Origin of the sequence: Bacillus sp. V5-8f, from assembly GCF_002863565.1 — a bacterium.
Lineage (GTDB): Bacteria > Bacillota > Bacilli > Bacillales > DSM-1321 > Peribacillus.
Window position 1 is genome coordinate 225133 of sequence record NZ_PGUW01000001.1, and the last position, 18876, is coordinate 244008.

The following is an 18876-nucleotide window of genomic DNA, read 5'->3' on the forward strand; positions in this document are numbered from 1 at the left end:
TTTGCTACTTCTATAATTGAAAACGAGTGATGGTTTGTCTTAACTGTTCCGCCTGGGCTTTTAATTCTTCTACGAGCTTGTCCACGTTTTCGATGACCGTTGTTTGGTCGTGTGTAGACGCCGTAACCTCTTCTGCCCCAGCCGAGGTTTCCTCCGCAATAGCGGCGACTTCCTGTGATTGGCGGGAAGTTTCCTGGATACTCTCCATTTGCCTGTCAACCAAACCGGTTATATCCTCTACAGCAGCAGCTACTTTGTGGACAGTCTTGGTCATTTCCTCTATTGCTGTATTTGTTTCATTTCCTTTTTGGGCTTCTTTGTTTGCAGAATTCACCTGTTCGCTAATTTGCTTAACTACACCCTGGACATCGGATTGGATATTCTGAATGAGTGAAGAAATCCCCTGAACCGCCTTTGCACTTTCATCCGCAAGAAGCCTGACTTCCTCTGCTACAACAGCAAACCCTTTACCATGCTCTCCTGCCCGGGCAGCCTCGATTGAAGCATTGAGCGCCAGAAGGTTTGTCTGTGCTGCAATATCACCAACGAGCTGTATGATTTTTTCCACCTTTTTCGCATTTTCTTCCAGACGTTTCACCGCCTCGAGCGAATCTTGGTTTTCCCGGGCAAGCTGTTGGATGCCTGCCACTAATGAATTTATCACGTCTTTGCTTTTTTGCAGTTCCGTAACCATCTCATGGGAAATATTCGAAGAAGCATTTGCTTTATTCTGGACTTCCTTTGCAATTAAGATTACATCCTCCACCGATTCTGCGGTGTTCTGGATCGAAACGGCAGAGTTATCTGCACCTTGCGATATTTCTGCTACCGTTCCAGCTATACTTTCCGCTTGTTGGGCCGCCTCCCGTGAAGCCGCCGAGATTGAGATTACCTTTTCATTGGTTTCACGGAAATTCCCTTCAATGCTTTGTACCATTTCCCTTAAATTAAACAGCATATGGTTAAAGGCAACGCCAAGCGAACGGATTTCATCATCCGATTTTGTCACCTCGGCATCCGCTCCAATGTTTCCTTGGGCGGCCTTTAAGGCTACTGCCTCCAGCTTCTGAAGCGGCTTAATGATAAAACCTGCAGCAAAAAACGTGAGAATTCCGGACCATATAATTCCGAGCAGCAGTGTGGCACTGGTAAATAAAACCTCATTCATCCCCTTAAAGAACATAGGATAGATGACATAAATACAAAAGAAGCTTGTAGAGTATGTGATTAATGCCAGCACAGTGATAAAAACAATCAGCTTTTTCCTCAACCCAAACTTATACCTCTTTTTTTCAGCCATTCCGATTCCCCTTTAAAACCATCCCTTACGATGTTAGCTTTTTCACCAGTTTCTCTATTAAATCTGATATCTCTCGAAAGGTTTGATCGTATATTTTCTCCGAACCCCCAAAAGGATCGGAAATATCCCTATCAGTTATATCGGCAGAAATAAATTCTTTTAAGGTAAAAGTTTTTTCAATCGCGGATGGGTAGGAATCCATTATCATCGATTTATGGCCTTCCGTCATCGTCAAGATATGGGTAGCCCATTCAACCTCGCGTTCCGTAAGGGGTGTGGATGAGTGGACATGCTGGATGGAATTCTTTTCTAAGATGTTCCTGGCATGCAATGAAGCGTTTTGTCCAACAGGTGCAAAAATGCCTGCGGATTTCACTTCGACCCCAGGAATGTTCTTGTTCCTCAGTATGGCTTCCGCCATTGGGCTTCTGCACGTATTCCCTGTACAAACAAATAAAACCCGAATCATAATGTCCGCCTCCTTTATTAACATTATAATCCAAATGGTTCTTTTTAAGTAGCCCGCTTTAAGGGTTCACCCACCCTGAGATCATATTAACTATCCATAACTGCAGCAAAATGGCATTTTTGTTTGTCAAATAAAAAACCCCCAATATGGGGTTCCCATGTTTTATTGGATTTAAATAAGTAGCTTTAATCCAAAAGCAAAAAGAATGCTGCCACCTAGTACTTCACTGTATACACCGAGCACTCCCTGAACCTTTTTCCCAATCAACAGGCCAAGCCAGGTTAAAACGGTAGCAGCAAAGCCGAAGCACGCAAGCGTCACGGCCGTTTTGGCTCCAAATATCCCGAGAGTAAGCCCTACAGAAAAGCTGTCCAGGCTTACGCTTAACGCAAAGATGAATAGACCCATTCCAACAGGAGCCAGGACTGCGCCTTCTCCTCCCCGTATGCCTGAAATAAACATTTGCAGCCCGAGAATTAAAAGCAATATTCCTCCTGCATAAGCGGCAATTGTGCCAAATTGGTCTGAGAGAAATCGGCCTGCTATTATGCCAAGCAGGGGCATCCATATATGAAAAATGCCGACTGTCAACCCGATGACAAAGACTTGTTTAAGCCCCATCCTAAACATTCCCATCCCCAAGCCGATAGAGAAGGCATCCATTCCCAGCGCAAATGCCATTAGCATTAATGTTAGCAATTCCCCACCCATGAACTCAACCTCGCTTCCATTCGACGTGCTCAGTTCATGTTATGCATGTCCATTGGCAAATAGAAGCCAATTAACAAAACCCCATGGTTGAAGACGCTCACAATGGCAAAGCTACAAGCGTGGTTGTACTTTTCAAATATAAAAGTTACCTTTTTCCTACTGTAATTTTTATTTTGTTTTTGTATCATCGTACATTTATTGATAACTTTATAAAATCCATTATCAAAATAATATTTTTATATCCACCTATACAAAGCTCAGTCATTTTTCTCGAATACGAAAAAGAAGGGGGACCATCCCACCTTCTTCATTTATCCGTTATTCATGCCTGATCACCCGGTGCCCGGATGCCTTCAGCAGCCTGTTCATTACCGCTGCACCTATCCCTGTATCCGGGAACACTTCTCCATAAATGACATCCACCGGAAGCTCATCAAATTTGCGCAACGTATCATATAAGCCGGCAGCGACCGAGTTCAAGTCTTCTACACTTCCGGGAGCTAACACATAATCAGCCCTAATTTTTGTTTCGTTTTCCCTTGCCGCAAATACTCCTACCTTCAGGCCCTCTGATTGTTTTTCATCGATGATATGCTGCAGGAAGGACAGGTTTCCATCGACGAGCACAAACGGAGCTTTTGGTGCATAGTGAGTATATTTCATTCCGGGAGATTTGGGTGCGGCCTCTTTGTTCTTCAAGGAAGCATCTGCTTTTACCTCCCCGATCACATCTTCGATCTCTTCTTTTGTTATTCCACCTGGTCTTAGAATTACCGGAATTTCTTCCGTGCAATCAAGCACGGTGGATTCTACTCCTACACCCGTTGCACCTGCGTCAACAATCCCTGCGACTTTCCCGGTCAAGTCGTCCTGAACATGCCGGGCAGTTGTCGGACTCGGCCTTCCTGAAGTATTTGCACTTGGCGCGGCTATGGGCAGTCCACTTTCCTTAATGAGGGCCAATGCAACCGGATGGTCCGGCATACGAACTGCAACTGTATCGAGTCCTGCTGTTACTAGTTCCGATAAGACACCTTGCCTTTTTTTAAATATCAGCGTTAACGGCCCCGGCCAAAACACCTCCATTAACTTTTCGGCAACCTCGGGGATTTCCTCTGTTATTTCATCCAACTGGGCCCGGGAAGCGATATGTACAATCAGCGGATTATCACTTGGGCGGCCCTTCGCTTTAAAAACTTTCTCAACAGCTTTGTCACTTCTCGCATTGGCACCCAACCCGTATACTGTTTCTGTTGGAAATGCCACCACTTTATCCTGTTGCAACATTTTTGCAGGTTGCGCAACCTGTGGATAACCATTAAATATATCCACAGATTTATCCACTAACCAGACTTTCGTTTCCACATAGACACCTTCTATCCACATTCACGTTTCTTAATTTACCTGAAAACCTATATTAACACAAAACACTATTCTTATCAGAATCATTCTCGAAAAAGATACGATGAAAGTATAATAGAAGATACAAAGGAAAACAAGTTTTATCCACAATTTGTGGATAAAACTAACCAAAACGTGGATAACTTTGTGGATATGTTTATTACCTTGTTACCAACTGGTAAGGATATCCCCATCTACATCTGGTTTGACTCTGACAACCTTCACAATAGTTTTTACCAGCAATAAAACCTTAAATCGGACGGAACATAAACAGGCAGCCATCTAGAGCAGTCAATTGTTTTCCGTGCGGAGATGCGTAAAATGCGGCCGGGAGTTCTTCTGCCTCTATCAGCTTAAAGCCGAGAGCTTCAAAGAGCGGAAGCGAGCTGGGTTTATTTGTAGCTAAATAAACGCTGTGGAGCTCATGTTTTTTCGCAACCAGTAAAATTTGCTGAAGCAGGGCCGGAATTCGTTCATGCGGAAACGCCGGGCTGAAAACGAGCGATCTAAGCAGCCCAATATTTTTCATTGGTTCGAGTCCTACCGCGGCAACCATTTTCCCTTCCTTGTCCCTAGCCAGCAAATAATATTCAAACCGGTTTCTTACTCCATCACTGCTTACATTCGCTCCGGCCAAAAACTCTTCCAGGTCGCGAACATCCTTTTCTTCTGCCTGTTGAAAGCTTGCTTCCATAGCCTGTCATCCCCTCTAGTTTTTAATTCTACTATCTCTAGTAATAAATATATGAAAAAGGGTATGAGCTAGAACTAATTTTCCAGCTCTGTTGATAAATTGTGGATAAAGCAGTAAAAAAGCCATCACACAAATTGTGACAGCTCAGCCATTTCTTTTAAAACAGATCTGTAATCAATTCCATAAAGAAAGATTTCACAACAACCGGTGATTCATCCTGGCTGACGTACATTTGGCCAGGTGCTTCTACAATTTCTCCCTGCACCCTCTCAGGGATGTTGTCGCTTTCTTCCGTTTCACCAGGTATAGGCTTGTCCTCTGTTTCATCTTTTTCAATAAAGTTATCCGTTGGATTGTTTTGCTGTGTATCAAATCCGTCTTCCTCCTCATAGGGGCTCTTTGTTACCGCAGTACCGTTAGAAAAATCAAGGAAGCATAAAGGCGGGAACAGTACACACCACCAATTGGCCCCCTGCCCTTCACCGAGAGTGATTACGATCGCTTCATATTCACCAGCTGGATAGAGGTACTGGCCATATAGCTTTGTCGGGAATTTTGCTTTTTTAAAACTGACTTTCACCGTTTGATTCAGACCTTGCTTATCCATGATTTGACCTGCCGTTTCCTGAATATCAGGAAGATGGAGCTGAATTACTTTTCTCGCTTCCTCCAATGAGGTTAAATCTTCCACCCAGCCTGTGATATTTTTGTTCACTTCATCCCTGATTAGCCGCTTCACATCCTGGTCCTCTTTTTTATCGCTGTTTGCCAGGATGCGGAGGCGGATCGCTTCTTTTGGAATAATGACCGTTTCATCCGTCTTTGCCGCACTTTCAACCTTGGGCATATATATACTTAAAATCGTCCCGATTGTTAATATTAGTAGATAAACTATAGATAAATACTTTTTCTTCATGAATACTCTCCTCCCCTTATAAGAAAAGCGTAAGCTCTCTATTTGAACGAACGTCTAATTTGTGCCACGTCCTGTGGCAACGTCGGCACTATCACATCTTTGTGTCGGTGCTGGACGCTTTAGCTAGACATCAATACATGTTGAAAGTTTTATACTTTCTTCTCTTCCAACAATAGTCTCGCCAGATTACTTGTTTCCTAAACTAGTAAAATCAAATTTTGTGGAGGAGAGCGAAAACATAAAAGGACCCGCCCCCGAAAAAGGGCGAGTCCTTATGGCAATTCCGCAAACACCATGCGGTCTTTTCCGTTAATATCAAATTCTATGGATATATGCCCTTGCGGAAATGTTTCCTTAAGCAAGTTAGCCACTGCCTCTCCTTGTCCTGCGCCTACTTCAAATCCTATCAACCCCGGCTGATTGATCACCTGTGGAAGCTCAACCATGAAGCGGCGATAAAAATCAAGGCCGTCTTCGCCAGCAAATAACGCCCTGTGTGGTTCGTGCCCTGTTACCACAACAGACATCGTTTCGATATCTGAAACAGGAATATAAGGCGGATTGGATAAAACGATATCAAACTTGCGCCCGGTGCCAATAAAGGCTTGGAGCAGATCTGCCTGCAAGAATTGAACGTCTGCCCTAAGCGCCTTTGCATTCCGACGCGCAACTTGCAGGGATGCTTCGGCAATATCCGTAGCCGTCACCGATAAATCAGCTCTTTCCAGCTTCATCGTAATCGCAATTGCTCCACTGCCTGTTCCAATATCGGCCAGTGCCAATTTCTCACCGGGCAATTTTTTTATTTTCTCCAAAGTATGGTAGATCAACTCTTCCGTTTCTGGCCGGGGAATCAGCACTTCCTGATTGACTGAATAAGTACGTCCATAAAACTCTTCAGACCCAATAATATATTGTACAGGAACACCCGAAACATGCCTTTCGACCTCTGCGACAAATCTAGCAGCAACACTTTCTGGCAAAGTCATTTGCATGTTGGCAAACAACTTGGACCTGTCCATCTCCAAAAGATGCCTTAATAAAATCTCTCCGGCATTCTCATCCCTGCCGTTTTCCGTTAAAAAAGAAGAAGCCCATTTCAGGGCCTCATATACCTTAGTAGACGGTTTACTCATCAGCGTTTTGCAGCTTAGATGATTGATCTTCTAATATTAAAGTATCAATTACTTCATCCAGCTTTCCTTCAATGATTTGGTCCAGCTTTTGGATGGTCAAACCTATACGGTGGTCGGTTACACGGTTTTGTGGGAAATTATACGTACGGATCCGCTCTGAACGGTCACCAGTACCCACAGCCAGTTTCCTGTTCTGGTCATACTCAGCCTGTGCTTCCTGCTGGAATTTGTCATAAACCCGGGCCCGCAAGATCTTCATGGCTTTTTCCTTATTTTTAATCTGAGATTTCTCATCCTGCATGGATACCACGATCCCTGTCGGCATATGGGTAAGACGGACAGCTGACATCGTTGTGTTTACGCTTTGCCCGCCCGGTCCGCTGGAAGCAAACGTATCAACGCGAATATCTTTTTCATGGATTTCTACTTCCACTTCCTCCGCCTCGGGAAGAACCGCCACAGTCGCGGTGGAAGTATGAATCCGCCCGCCGGATTCCGTTTCAGGTACCCGCTGAACGCGATGTGCGCCATTTTCGTACTTCAATCTGGAATAGGCCCCATTTCCGTTAATCATGAAGATGATTTCTTTAAAACCTCCCAAACCGGTAGGGTTCGAGTCCATCACATCAATTTTCCACCCTTTGGTTTCGGCATAGCGAGTGTACATTCGATAAAGGCTTCCCGCAAAAAGGGCTGCCTCGTCACCGCCTGCTGCACCGCGGATTTCCATGATGACGTTCTTATCATCATTAGGATCTTTTGGAATGAGAAGGATCTTCAGCCTTTCCTCAAGGGATTCCATACGTTCCTCAAGTTCATTCAGTTCTTCCTTTACCATCTCACGCATTTCCGCATCGAGCTTTTCCTCAAGCATCGCCTTGGCATCCTGGAATTGTTCACGCACTTCTTTGTATTCCCTGTAAGCTTGAACAGTCTCCTGAATATCCGATTGTTCCTTGGAATATTCCCTTAGCTTCTTGGAATCGTTAAGCGTCTCCGGGTCACTTAGCAATTCATTCAATTTTTCATATCTATCTTCAACAGCCTGCAGTCGATCGAGCATGTTATTCACCTCGTAAATTCATTGAACAAAATAAGCTGCCCTTAGCATATAAGCGGGCTTCTTTTCTACTTTAGTAAAAAACTATCCATAACATTCTAATTATAGTATAGATGAATAATTAACGTCAAAGACATTCGGTTTCATTCTTTCCCATTCTAAGTTAAAAAAAACTCAAAGACAGAGTCTTTGAGCTGTGAATCGATTAAAGTTGGGATAATTTTAACGCTTTTTCTTTTATAGTATCATTTTTGCCGGGAACTTCGTGATGATGCCTGCAGCGGGGTTCATAGGATTCGGATGCTCCTACGAGGATAACCGGATCATCATAGGAAGCTGGAGCTCCATTAATTAAACGCTGCGTACGGCTAGCGGGCGAGCCGCAAACAGCACAAACCGCCTGCAATTTTGTAACCGATTCAGCCAACGACATCAGGAATGGAACCGGGCCAAACGGGACGCCACGGAAGTCCTGGTCAAGGCCGGCAAGGATGACACGATAACCGCTGTCCGCAAGATGCTGGGCCACTTCAATGATTTCCTCATCGAAAAATTGCACTTCATCAATCGCAATAATATCTAATTTCTCATCAAGGTTCTTGAAAATGTCGGTAGAATGTGAAATCGGCTTCGCTATTACCGACGTTCCATTATGTGATACAACAGCCTCTTCCGCATAGCGATTATCTAAAACAGGCTTAAAAACAGCGATTTGCTGCTTTGCAAATTGAGCTCGGCTAACCCTTTTAATCAATTCTTCAGATTTGCCGGAAAACATGCTGCCGCAAATTAACTCAATCCAGCCTGGTTGTTTCATTTCGTACATTGAAACAGCCACTCCCTTCCACAAATCGGTCCCTTATCGTACCAAAGGCAACTTTAAAACAAGGATGTATTATTCGGTCATACCCCAGTGCTATCCATAAACTTCCCCATCCACAAAAAAAAAACCATTCAGAACCCGGATACGTGAACAGAAACCTCTAAGTAAAAAAGAGGCAAGCAAATGCCTGCCTATTATAAAACTTCACCAGACAAGATAAACACTGCACTGGATGAAGAAAAATAAAACTTCCATCCACAGATGGAAGTTTTTTTAAATTACTTAATGCCGTATTTTTTGTTGAAACGGTCAACACGTCCGCCAGCTTCAGCGAATTTTTGACGTCCAGTATAGAATGGGTGGCATTCAGAGCAAGTCTCAACACGCACTTCATTTTTTACAGAACCAGTTTCAAAAGTGTTACCGCAAGAACATGTAACAGTTACTTTTTTGTAGTTTGGATGAATTCCAGCTTTCATTCTTTTCAGCTCCTTTTGCCCTGAATCATTCGAAACAGAGTTTATATACTTCAACGTGAGTTTAAGACCTCACATATATTGTAAAAACACATTGATTTGATTATAACAACAATCTACGTTTTTTGCAACTGCTTGTTACGAGAAATTAAAGGTTATTAACTAGGATCTTTTCGCTGCCGTCCCTTTTTTCATCTCTTCTTCCAGCTTGCTGAAAAATTCTTCATTGCTCTTGGTTTGCTTTAAGCGGCGTAGAAACTTCTCAGCAAAGTCAGGTGAATCAGACATGGTTTTCCTGATTGCCCATATTTTATCCAGATGTTCTTTCGGGATAAGAAGCTCTTCTTTACGCGTACCAGAACGCCTAATATCAATAGCAGGGAATATCCGTCTTTCCGCAAGGGTTCGGTCTAGATGAAGCTCCATATTACCCGTACCTTTAAACTCCTCGTAAATGACATCGTCCATACGGGAACCAGTGTCAACCAGGGCAGTAGCCAAAATCGTCAAGCTTCCACCTTCTTCAATATTCCTCGCTGCGCCAAAGAACCGTTTTGGCCGGTGGAAAGCAGCCGGGTCAATCCCCCCGGATAACGTTCTTCCACTTGGAGGTATCACTAGGTTGTATGCCCGGGCAAGACGAGTGATACTATCCATTAAGATAATGACATCGCGCTTATGCTCTACAAGGCGCATGGCCCTTTCCAAAACAAGCTCCGCCACTTTAATATGATTTTCCGGTACTTCATCAAATGTTGAACTGACGACGTCACCAGCAACTGAACGTTCAATATCAGTTACTTCTTCCGGACGTTCATCAATCAATAGAACGATCAGCTCTGCTTCCGGATGGTTCGTTGTTATGGCGTTTGCAATTTCCTTTATCAGCATGGTTTTACCCGCTTTTGGAGGGGCAACAATCAAACCGCGCTGTCCGAAACCAACAGGTGCCAATACATCCATGATCCTGGTTGAAATATTTTTGGGTACGGTCTCAAGCATAATCTGTCTGTCAGGATATAACGGAGTCAAACCCGGAAAGTGAACCCGTTCCTTTGCCGATTCAGGGTTGTCCCCATTTACTGCCTCAACATGGAGAAGTCCGTAATATCGCTCATTTTCTTTTGGCGGCCTTACCTTACCGGAGACTTTATCCCCGTTACGCAAATCGAACCGGCGGATTTGGGATGCTGAAATATAAATGTCCTCAGAGCTAGGTGAATAATTGATTGGGCGCAGGAACCCAAAGCCCTCGGACGGAATAATTTCAAGTACGCCTTCCATAAATAGCAATCCGTCCTGCTCTGCCTGAGCTTTCAAAATGGCAAAAATAAGTTCTTTTTTGCTCAGCTTGCTGTAGTAGGATACTTTATATTCACGTGCGTGCTCATACAGTTCCTTGAGCTTCATGTTTTCTAAATTGGAAATAGTTAAATTCATTATGACACCACACTTTAGTAATTTAAACGTTTTCACCCATACTGAACAAAAGAAATAAGATATGGACGTGAGAAGAACAAACGAATCCATATTGTCGGGATTGCTTATTCTTTTTTAGAAAGGATGATACATTTTTGGGTAAAGAAGAAAATTTGAAGGCTTTCTTGAAGTTTGGAGTAGTAAGGCAGATTGTTCTTTTTATTTTGAAACAAGCTTAATTTTACTGTTTTTGTAGTAAATATTCAACTGATTTTTATTTTTTATAGCGAAAGCGAGCGACTAAGCGCCCGCTTTCAAGAGAAAACCCGTATTTACTTAATTACGAGGTTCGGCTTCTTCTTTAGACTGTGGCGCCCATCAACAAAACGAACGGTTCCAGATTTCGCACGCATGACAAGGGAATGGGTCAAGCCATAATTCCCCTTGAACTGAACACCTTTTAGCAATTCCCCGTCAGTGACGCCGGTTGCAGCGAAAATTGCGTCGTCTCCACGGACCAGGTCTTCCATCCGCAGCACACTATCCAGATTGATGCCCATCATTTTGCAACGTTCAGCTTCCTGGTCATTCTGCGGCAGCAGTTTACCTTGCAGTTCACCACCTAGGCATTTTAAAGCGACAGCAGCAATCACCCCTTCAGGTGCCCCTCCAGAACCAAACAAAATATCTACCCCGGTTTGGTCAAAGGCTGTATTGATTGCTCCGGCAACATCCCCGTCGTTGATTAATTTGATACGTGCTCCCGCTTCCCTCAGTTCATGTATGATCCTGGAATGGCGGTCACGGTTTAAAACGGTTGCAACAACATCCTGGATATCTTTATTCTTTGCCTTCGCGACTGCTTTCAGGTTATCCAAAGTAGAAGCATTGATATCAATTTGCCCAACAGCCTCAGGACCGACTGCGATCTTTTCCATGTACATATCCGGTGCATGCAGGAGGTTGCCATTATCAGCAACTGCAAGTACGGCCAATGCGTTCCAGCCTCCTGAAGCGACAATGTTTGTACCTTCCAAAGGGTCTACTGCAACATCTACACGGGGACCATAACCGGTTCCCAGCTTTTCCCCTATATATAACATTGGAGCCTCGTCCATCTCGCCTTCCCCAATGACCACAGTACCTTTCATTGGAACTGTATCAAACACATCTCGCATAGCCGAAGTGGCCGCATCGTCTGCTTCATCCTTCTTGCCTCTCCCCATCCAGCGCGCTGAAGCTAAAGCAGCCGCTTCCGTTACACGCACTAGCTCCATAGATAAGCTTCTCTCCATTGTTGGTTCCTCCTCAGTGCTACTTTACAATGTTTACGATATAAATAGTATAACACAATGACACTATTATCGTAACACATTTAAACACCGAGACTATTATTAATTTTTCAACTGTTCTACTTCTTCTTCCGTCAGCTTTTCTCTCCAAATCGTTGCACCAAGGCCGGAAAGCTTTTCGACTAGATCACTATAACCTCTGTCGATATGGTCGACTCCGGTTACTTCGGTAACTCCCTCTGCCATAAGTCCGGCTATGACAAGGGCAGCTCCAGCACGGAGGTCGCTAGCTTTTACCTTCGCGCCATTCAACTGGACCGGGCCGTTAATGATGGCTGACCTTCCCTCAACCTTGATCGCAGCATTCATCCGGCGAAGCTCGTCAATATGCTTAAACCGTGCTCCGTAGATAGTATCTGTGACAACGCTTGTACCCTCGGCCTTTGTCAAAAGAGAGGTAAATGGCTGTTGAAGGTCGGTTGGAAAACCTGGATAGACGAGCGTCTTGATATCGACGGCTTTCAAAGCTGCCCCGGGCGAAACGAATACCTGGTCGTCCCCAGCCTCTATGTTGACATCCATTTCCCGCAGCTTTGCCGTAAGCGATTCGAGATGCTGTGGAATGACATTATCGATCAGAATCCCTTCTCCGACAGCCGCTGCCAGAATCATAAAGGTTCCTGCCTCAATCCTGTCAGGGATGATCGTATGCCTGCAACCACTTAATTGTTCTACGCCATCAATCCGGATGATGTCCGTTCCCGCCCCTTTAATCTTTGCGCCCATATTCGTCAGTAAGGTGGCGACATCGATAATCTCCGGTTCTTTTGCCGCATTTTCAATAATGGTCCTGCCTTTTGCCAACACAGCTGCAAGCATGATGTTAATTGTTGCGCCTACACTGACTACATCCAGGTAAATCCGAGCACCCCTAAGCTCATCGGCCCGCAGATAAATGGCACCCTGTTCATTGGTCACTTGGGCGCCAAGTGCTTCAAACCCTTTGATATGCTGATCTATAGGCCGCGGCCCTAAATGGCAGCCCCCGGGAAGGCCAATAACTGCCTTCTTAAATTTCCCGAGCATTGCACCCATTAAATAATAGGAGGCACGAAGCTTTTTTACCCGTCCATTCGGTAGGGGCATTGATATCATACTTCCGGGATCGACGGTCATTTCTCCATCCTTGAAAGACACCTTTCCACCGACTTCTTCAAGGAGGCCTTTTAAAATTTCTACATCCGATATATTCGGCAGTCCCTCGATGGTGACAGGGGAATCTGCAAGAATCGTAGCAGGAATGAGAGCAACCGCGCTATTTTTAGCGCCGCTTACCCGTATGCTTCCTTTTAACGGGTAGCCGCCCGCAATGTTAAGTTTGTCCATAATAAACTCCCTTCCACTCTAAGCAGTCAAGAACGATTTCCACCGACATGATAGCAAGGAATAATTTCCCAAATCATATGAACATATTCCGACATTCTTTTCTTTCTATTTTATTAGTTTACACAAAAATCGAAAAGTCATGTAAAAATTTGAAAAAAATTATAGCTAGCTGTCCACTAAATTTTTTATCACATTAGAGAAGAAGGGTGTAACCAATTCTAGTTTGAGCGGGATTTCTAGTCCGCAAGAAACGCATCGATTCCTTTGTCCTTAAACGGGTGCTTGAACAACTGCAATTGTACGTTATACGGAATCGTGGCGATATGAGCTCCCTTTAAAGCCGCTTCCATAACATGCAACGGGTGGCGGATGGACGCTGCGATGATTTCCGATTGGATGTCATGGATAGCAAAAACGCCGGCAATATGTTGCAATTATGTAAATATTGAATTTTCAGTTATTTTATAGTCGAAAGAAAGGCCCGACCTGAAAAAGCATGCTGGGTTACGCATAACTTTTTGGAGGATCAGACCTTTTATATGATCGTGCTAATTTTTCTCAAAAATTAAGCTTGGCCATTTGAACCGAACTCGCGAATCTTGCCAACAACTGTTTCTTTGATAGCATCGCGTCCTGGGCCAATATATTTACGAGGATCGTATACTTCGCTGTTGCTATTTAAAACGTCGCGAACAGCTTTTGTAAAAGCAATTTGATTTTCAGTGTTGACATTAATTTTGGACGTACCCAGAGAGACTGCACGCTGGATGTCCTTTGTAGGAATTCCTGTTCCGCCGTGCAGAACCAATGGAACCCTTGTTAAGTCACGTACTTCTTCCATTTCTTTAAAGCCGAGGTTCGGTTCGCCTTTATAAGGACCGTGTACAGAACCCAAAGCAGGTGCAAAGCAATCAACGCCAGTGCGTCTTACCAGTTCTTCACATTCCTTCGGATCAGCATAAATCACGCCATCAGCCACTACATCGTCTTCCTGTCCGCCTACAGTCCCTAATTCGGCTTCTACAGATACACCTTTAGAATGGGCATATTCGACAACCTTTGAAGTGGTCTCAATATTTTCTTGTAACGGATGGTGTGAAGCGTCGATCATGACGGAAGTAAAGCCGGCATCAATCGCTTCCTTACACTTATCAAAACTTGAGCCATGATCAAGGTGAATGGCCACCGGAACAGTAATCTTCATATCTTCCAACAGTCCTTGAACCATCATCACAGTCGTTTTAAATCCTCCCATGTGACGTGCTGCACCTTCTGATACACCAAGGATTACAGGTGATTTCTCCTGCTCTGCAGCAGCTAAAATCGCTTGTGTCCATTCAAGGTTATTAATATTGAACTGGCCAACAGCATATTTGCCTTCAAGGGCTTTATTAAGCATGTCTGTCATTGATACTAAAGGCATTTCTGTTTCCTCCTTCTATCCTGCTTCACGCAGATTCTCTCTAGAATATTCCCTTAAATATGTAGTTCCTATACAAAGCGTATTGTCGGGAATACCCAAAATCACTCTAAGCATATCAGGCTATGGATAAAACAGCAACCGATTCACAAGTTTGGAGAATATTTAAAAAAATGCATACGCTTTCTCTGAAACACTATTGTTTTGCTTGGTAATTCCCCTTTTTTTCTTAGACGCTTTTATTCTGTTACTTTTTGCTTAATCATTTGTTTTCAGGTATTCAGAATCGGAATCTGTTCCGCCTATTTTTTCTATTTCTCTTGGTTTCTTATCCTGCTGGCAGCCCATTTCATGCTTTTACAAAAAAACACGGCTGTACCCCGGGAGAATCTGTGCCGGAATACACCCGCAGAGCTGCGTGCAAAGGCGTGCGTACTTATTATATGTTTTTAAGAAATCACCCTTGGGACTTTTCCATCGGTATATATTCTCTAACTGCTTTCCTTATATCATCAATATCAAAAGGTTTGGCAAAATGAGTGATAGCTCCTAAATCCTTAGCTTTTTGGATCATATCCAATTCTCCGTAAGCAGTCATGATGATGACCCGAATATCCGGATCCATTTGTTTCATCCGCTTCAGGATCTCAATGCCATCCATCCCCGGAATTTTCATATCCAACAGGACTAAATCGGGAGATTGCTTTTTCACGACATCGAGAGCCTGTATGCCGTTTGCTGCCTGGAACGTACTGTAGCCCTCTTTTGTAAGGACTTCGTTTAGCAAAATCCTGATCCCGAATTGATCGTCAACAATTAATATGTTTGCTGCCATTCTCACACCTCTTCCTCGTTTGAAAGAAATAACTAGCCTTTGCGCTGCCCTTCCGTCCGGTTATGTATAGTGCAGCCCTGCTAAATCCGTGTTTTTTTTTCTATTGCTCCGAATGCTTATTTAATTCTATTCGCTAAATATTCCCCGAATCCTTCTAGATACCTATAAACCTCAAAAAAATTTGTCGATTCTCATATATCCAGTAAAACACGGTTATTCGCTTTAGAAAAACCGTTGCTATATAATATATAGGCAATTAGTATCTAAAGGAGAAAATGATTCATGTTAAAAATGTTTTCTACCCAAATAAACGGTTTATTTAAAAAAATTATGGAAGGTGAAGAATTTGCCTTTGAAGACTGTGCTCGGTTGCTTGCCCAGGCTTCGATCGGGGACGGCACCATTTATATGCATGGTTTTGGAGAAATGCAGGGAATCCTCGCGGAAGCCATTTGCGGCGAGGAGCCTTTTCCAAACGCAAAGCCTCTTTATGATGAAAGCAATACACAAGTTTCGCTTTCGATTGCAGACCGAGTACTGCTATTCTCCCGTCATTCTGATGACAAGGAAGCATTGAAGCTTGCGGGCCAGCTTCGCCATGATGGCATTCCTTTTATCGCCATTTCCACCAAAATACCGTCAGCAGAACATTCACTGGACCAACTGGCTGATGTCCATATCGACCTGCGTCTGCAAAAAGGATTGCTTCCTGATGATAATGGCAACCGTGTTGGGTATCCCGCACTAATGGCTGCTTTATTTGTTTATTATGGCATAAAATTTACATTGGAGGAAATTTTGTCGGAGTATGAACAGGATTAATATTGGCCCTTTCCTTTTGCTCGTTATATCATTTTTTCATCCAACTTCTATAATCTGCGGCTATTCTTATATTTCAGCTTAATAGTAAAAAACGCTTGGTTCCATGAATCCAAGCGTTTTTTAGTCTTTATATTTTTACAGTTGTTTCCCCTGCTGTAAGGAAGCTTCAACAAAATCACGGAATAATGGCTGTGGACGCGTCGGCCTTGAAATAAATTCTGGATGGAATTGAGACGCAACAAACCATGGATGATCTTTAAGTTCAATAATTTCTACAAGACGGCCGTCCGGGCTTGTTCCTGAGAATACAAACCCTTCCGCTTCCATCGCCTGGCGGTAATGGTTGTTAAACTCAAAGCGGTGGCGGTGGCGTTCATATACTACACTGTCGTTATAGGCAGCATGTGCTTTCGATCCTTCTACAAGCTTACATGGATACAATCCAAGGCGAAGGGTTCCGCCAAGATCTTCTACATCCTTTTGCTCCGGAAGCAAGTCGATGATCGGATGAGGCGTATCCGCATTAATTTCGGATGAATGTGCTCCTTCGAGACCTAATACATGGCGGGCATATTCGATGGAAGCAAGCTGCATACCCAGACAAATACCCAGGAACGGAATTTTATTGATACGCGCAAATTCGATGGCAGAGATTTTTCCTTCAATTCCACGGTCACCGAATCCGCCCGGAACGAGGATTCCGTCTGCTCCTTCAAGAAGCTCAGCCACATTTTCACGATTTACATGCTCTGCGTTGACCCATTTAATATCAATATCCGCATCAAACGTGTAGCCTGCATGCTTCAATGCTTCCACTACGGAGATATATGCATCCTGCAGCTCTACATATTTACCAACCAATGCAATAGTCGTTTTCTTTGAGAGATTTGTAACCTTATGGACGAGTTCTTTCCACTCTTCCATGTTGGCCTCTTTGCAATCAAGCTTAAGATGGTCACAGACGATTTGGTCCATTTTTTGTGCCTGCAATGCCAAAGGAATGGTATAAAGTGTATCTGCATCCTGGCACTCGATTACAGCTTTCGCGTCAATGTCGCAGAATAGGGCGATTTTATCCTTCATATCGCGGGAGATTGGCATTTCTGTACGGACGACAATGATATTCGGCTGAATACCAAGGCTCCGCAGTTCTTTTACGCTGTGTTGAGTCGGCTTTGTTTTCATTTCTCCAGCAGCTTTAATATAAGGAACAAGCGTACAATGGATATACATTACATTGTCTCGCCCAATGTCGCTCTTAATTTGACGGATCGCTTCCAAAAACGGCAGTGATTCAATATCGCCTACTGTTCCGCCAATTTCAGTAATGACCACATCCGCGTTCGTTTCATGTCCTGCACGGAAAACCCGTTCTTTAATTTCATTTGTAATATGGGGGATAACTTGCACCGTTCCGCCTAAATAATCTCCGCGGCGCTCTTTTCTCAAAACGGTTGAATAAATCTTACCTGTCGTGACGTTGCTGTGTTTTCCAAGGTTAATGTCAATGAAACGCTCATAGTGACCCAAATCGAGGTCTGTTTCCGCACCGTCATCTGTTACGAATACTTCACCGTGCTGATACGGGCTCATTGTTCCCGGGTCAACATTAATGTACGGATCAAATTTTTGGATGGTGACATTTAAGCCCCTGTTCTTCAAAAGCCTTCCAAGCGATGCTGCTGTGATTCCTTTACCCAGTGAAGAAACCACTCCGCCTGTTACGAAAATATATTTTGTCAACGTTTTTTCCCCCTTTGAAATCAAAAAGTTCAAACTTTATTATTTACTCATGTAGTTTTTCCCTTTAACGTGAAAACATTACAAGTAGCTTATCCGCTAAAAAACAAAAACGCCCCTTACAACCGTAAGGGAGCGTTATAATCATTTACAGTCCTTATTAAAAGGAGCCCAAAAATGATATTACAAAAATCGATATGAAAAGTCAAGCATCTACAAAAACTAGCGTTTATCTTCGTCGATTTCTTCCTCGTCGGCGAAGTCTTCATCCTCGTCATCATCATCATCTTCATCTTCATCTTCATCAATAAGATCTTCATCATCAAGTTCATCTTCGAAGTCGTCATCATCCGTATCGACTTCAAGAAGGTCATCATCATCGTCCGCTTCATCAAGCAGATCTATATCTTCGTCTTCTTCATCTAGCTCATCCAGATCTTCATCTTCGAAGTCCAGATCTTCATCTTCAAAGTCTTCGAAGTCCTCATCCACTGCTTTCTTGGCTTTCTTCTTCTTCGGTTTGACAGCATGTACAACCTCGTCTTCAATTTGGTCGACAGGGTACCAGGTCTTCAAACCCCAGCGATTTTCGCCTAATGACGTAAAACGTCCGTCAACATTTAAGTCTGTATAAAATTGAGCAATTCTTTTTGTTACTTCGTCGTCTGAAAGATTCTGCAATTGTTGGATTTCACCTATTAAATCTTTAAAAGAAACCGGCTGCTTTTTCTCTACGAGCAATTCATAAGCGAGTTCCAAAAGAGACATTTCCATTATTTGTTCTTGTGAGTATTGATTTAAACTCAAGGCCTGCACTTCCCTTCTCTATTCCAAACACCTTTAACAAACGGTGCTTCACACATTAGACATGTAATTTAGTATCTTCTGTACATCCGTACACAAATCCTGCTAAAAACATACTATTCATTATAAACAATAAAAATAGGTTTATGCCAGCTAAATCCCTATATTTCAT

General features: G+C 43.4%; 18 protein-coding genes and 1 pseudogene. 1 reads left to right on the forward strand and 18 read right to left on the reverse strand.

Annotated elements, in window-relative coordinates; translation table 11 throughout:
- Positions 1-10: 10 nt before the first annotated feature.
- From CUU64_RS00960 to CUU64_RS01035, 16 genes and pseudogenes are all read right to left on the reverse strand, one after another.
- Complete coding sequence (locus CUU64_RS00960; RefSeq protein WP_101631406.1) at positions 11-1300, reverse strand: methyl-accepting chemotaxis protein; 1290 nt, start codon at positions 1298-1300, stop codon at positions 11-13.
- A 25-nt stretch (positions 1301-1325) separates the two neighbouring features.
- Positions 1326-1769: a low molecular weight protein arginine phosphatase gene (locus CUU64_RS00965; RefSeq protein ID WP_483861832.1), complete on the reverse strand. Its 444-nt coding sequence runs from the start codon at positions 1767-1769 to the stop codon at positions 1326-1328.
- Positions 1770-1940: 171 nt separating this feature from the next.
- On the reverse strand, positions 1941-2480 hold the full coding sequence (locus CUU64_RS00970) for a manganese efflux pump MntP (RefSeq protein ID WP_257985344.1): 540 nt from the start codon (positions 2478-2480) through the stop codon (positions 1941-1943).
- 318 nt (positions 2481-2798) lie between these two features.
- The gene (locus tag CUU64_RS00975; RefSeq protein WP_180954418.1) at positions 2799-3845 is read right to left on the reverse strand and encodes an L-threonylcarbamoyladenylate synthase; all 1047 of its coding nucleotides are present in this window, start codon (positions 3843-3845) and stop codon (positions 2799-2801) included.
- A gap of 286 nt (positions 3846-4131) precedes the next feature.
- The gene (locus tag CUU64_RS00980; RefSeq protein ID WP_101631408.1) at positions 4132-4575 is read right to left on the reverse strand and encodes a GNAT family N-acetyltransferase; all 444 of its coding nucleotides are present in this window, start codon (positions 4573-4575) and stop codon (positions 4132-4134) included.
- A gap of 157 nt (positions 4576-4732) precedes the next feature.
- On the reverse strand, positions 4733-5491 hold the full coding sequence (gene spoIIR / locus CUU64_RS00985) for a stage II sporulation protein R (protein WP_101631409.1): 759 nt from the start codon (positions 5489-5491) through the stop codon (positions 4733-4735).
- Between the two features lie 272 nt (positions 5492-5763).
- Positions 5764-6627 carry a peptide chain release factor N(5)-glutamine methyltransferase gene (gene prmC, locus CUU64_RS00990; protein ID WP_101631410.1) on the reverse strand — a complete coding sequence of 288 codons (864 nt, stop codon included), beginning with the start codon at positions 6625-6627 and terminating at the stop codon, positions 5764-5766.
- A complete protein-coding gene (gene prfA, locus CUU64_RS00995) occupies positions 6620-7690 on the reverse strand; it encodes a peptide chain release factor 1 (RefSeq protein ID WP_101631411.1) in 1071 nt (356 codons plus the stop codon). The genes prmC and prfA overlap by 8 nt, the downstream gene beginning before the upstream one ends.
- Positions 7691-7892: 202 nt before the next feature.
- A complete protein-coding gene (locus CUU64_RS01000; protein WP_101631412.1) occupies positions 7893-8513 on the reverse strand; it encodes a thymidine kinase in 621 nt (206 codons plus the stop codon).
- Between the two features lie 275 nt (positions 8514-8788).
- Positions 8789-8989, reverse strand: coding sequence for a 50S ribosomal protein L31 (gene rpmE, locus CUU64_RS01005; protein WP_101631413.1), 201 nt, complete (start codon positions 8987-8989; stop codon positions 8789-8791).
- A gap of 159 nt (positions 8990-9148) precedes the next feature.
- Entirely contained in the window at positions 9149-10426 is a 1278-nt protein-coding gene (gene rho / locus CUU64_RS01010) for a transcription termination factor Rho (protein WP_101631414.1), read from the reverse strand.
- Between the two features lie 311 nt (positions 10427-10737).
- Positions 10738-11700, reverse strand: coding sequence for a class II fructose-bisphosphatase (gene glpX / locus CUU64_RS01015; RefSeq protein ID WP_101631415.1), 963 nt, complete (start codon positions 11698-11700; stop codon positions 10738-10740).
- 99 nt (positions 11701-11799) lie between these two features.
- Positions 11800-13083, reverse strand: a complete 1284-nt coding sequence (locus CUU64_RS01020) for a UDP-N-acetylglucosamine 1-carboxyvinyltransferase (protein ID WP_101631416.1) — start codon at positions 13081-13083, stop codon at positions 11800-11802.
- Between the two features lie 236 nt (positions 13084-13319).
- Positions 13320-13508, reverse strand: a pseudogene (locus CUU64_RS01025) (fructose-6-phosphate aldolase); the annotation flags it as partial.
- A gap of 140 nt (positions 13509-13648) precedes the next feature.
- Positions 13649-14506 (reverse strand): class II fructose-bisphosphate aldolase, encoded by an 858-nt coding sequence (locus CUU64_RS01030; protein WP_101631417.1) that lies wholly within the window; start codon positions 14504-14506, stop codon positions 13649-13651.
- Between the two features lie 454 nt (positions 14507-14960).
- A complete protein-coding gene (locus tag CUU64_RS01035; RefSeq protein ID WP_101631418.1) occupies positions 14961-15338 on the reverse strand; it encodes a response regulator in 378 nt (125 codons plus the stop codon).
- A 282-nt stretch (positions 15339-15620) separates the two neighbouring features.
- Between CUU64_RS01035 and CUU64_RS01040 the strand changes: the two genes are divergently transcribed.
- Positions 15621-16160: a DUF2529 domain-containing protein gene (locus CUU64_RS01040; protein WP_101631419.1), complete on the forward strand. Its 540-nt coding sequence runs from the start codon at positions 15621-15623 to the stop codon at positions 16158-16160.
- A gap of 135 nt (positions 16161-16295) precedes the next feature.
- Here the strand turns inward: CUU64_RS01040 and CUU64_RS01045 are convergent, their stop codons facing one another.
- Both CUU64_RS01045 and rpoE read right to left on the reverse strand, forming a co-directional pair.
- Positions 16296-17903, reverse strand: a complete 1608-nt coding sequence (locus tag CUU64_RS01045) for a CTP synthase (RefSeq protein WP_101631420.1) — start codon at positions 17901-17903, stop codon at positions 16296-16298.
- Between the two features lie 219 nt (positions 17904-18122).
- A complete protein-coding gene (gene rpoE, locus CUU64_RS01050) occupies positions 18123-18707 on the reverse strand; it encodes a DNA-directed RNA polymerase subunit delta (protein WP_101631421.1) in 585 nt (194 codons plus the stop codon).
- Positions 18708-18876: the final 169 nt, after the last annotated feature.

Coding starts and splice junctions, on each gene's coding strand:
- CUU64_RS00960 (WP_101631406.1), bottom strand. CDS start 1,300: ATGGCTGAAAAAAAGAGGTATAAGTTTGGGTTGAGGAAAAAGCTGATT.
- CUU64_RS00965 (WP_483861832.1), bottom strand. CDS start 1,769: ATGATTCGGGTTTTATTTGTTTGTACAGGGAATACGTGCAGAAGCCCA.
- CUU64_RS00970 (WP_257985344.1), bottom strand. CDS start 2,480: ATGGGTGGGGAATTGCTAACATTAATGCTAATGGCATTTGCGCTGGGA.
- CUU64_RS00980 (WP_101631408.1), bottom strand. CDS start 4,575: ATGGAAGCAAGCTTTCAACAGGCAGAAGAAAAGGATGTTCGCGACCTG.
- spoIIR (WP_101631409.1), bottom strand. CDS start 5,491: ATGAAGAAAAAGTATTTATCTATAGTTTATCTACTAATATTAACAATC.
- prmC (WP_101631410.1), bottom strand. CDS start 6,627: ATGAGTAAACCGTCTACTAAGGTATATGAGGCCCTGAAATGGGCTTCT.
- prfA (WP_101631411.1), bottom strand. CDS start 7,690: ATGCTCGATCGACTGCAGGCTGTTGAAGATAGATATGAAAAATTGAAT.
- CUU64_RS01000 (WP_101631412.1), bottom strand. CDS start 8,513: ATGTACGAAATGAAACAACCAGGCTGGATTGAGTTAATTTGCGGCAGC.
- rpmE (WP_101631413.1), bottom strand. CDS start 8,989: ATGAAAGCTGGAATTCATCCAAACTACAAAAAAGTAACTGTTACATGT.
- rho (WP_101631414.1), bottom strand. CDS start 10,426: ATGAATTTAACTATTTCCAATTTAGAAAACATGAAGCTCAAGGAACTG.
- glpX (WP_101631415.1), bottom strand. CDS start 11,700: ATGGAGAGAAGCTTATCTATGGAGCTAGTGCGTGTAACGGAAGCGGCT.
- CUU64_RS01020 (WP_101631416.1), bottom strand. CDS start 13,083: ATGGACAAACTTAACATTGCGGGCGGCTACCCGTTAAAAGGAAGCATA.
- CUU64_RS01030 (WP_101631417.1), bottom strand. CDS start 14,506: ATGCCTTTAGTATCAATGACAGACATGCTTAATAAAGCCCTTGAAGGC.
- CUU64_RS01035 (WP_101631418.1), bottom strand. CDS start 15,338: ATGGCAGCAAACATATTAATTGTTGACGATCAATTCGGGATCAGGATT.
- CUU64_RS01040 (WP_101631419.1), top strand. CDS start 15,621: ATGTTAAAAATGTTTTCTACCCAAATAAACGGTTTATTTAAAAAAATT.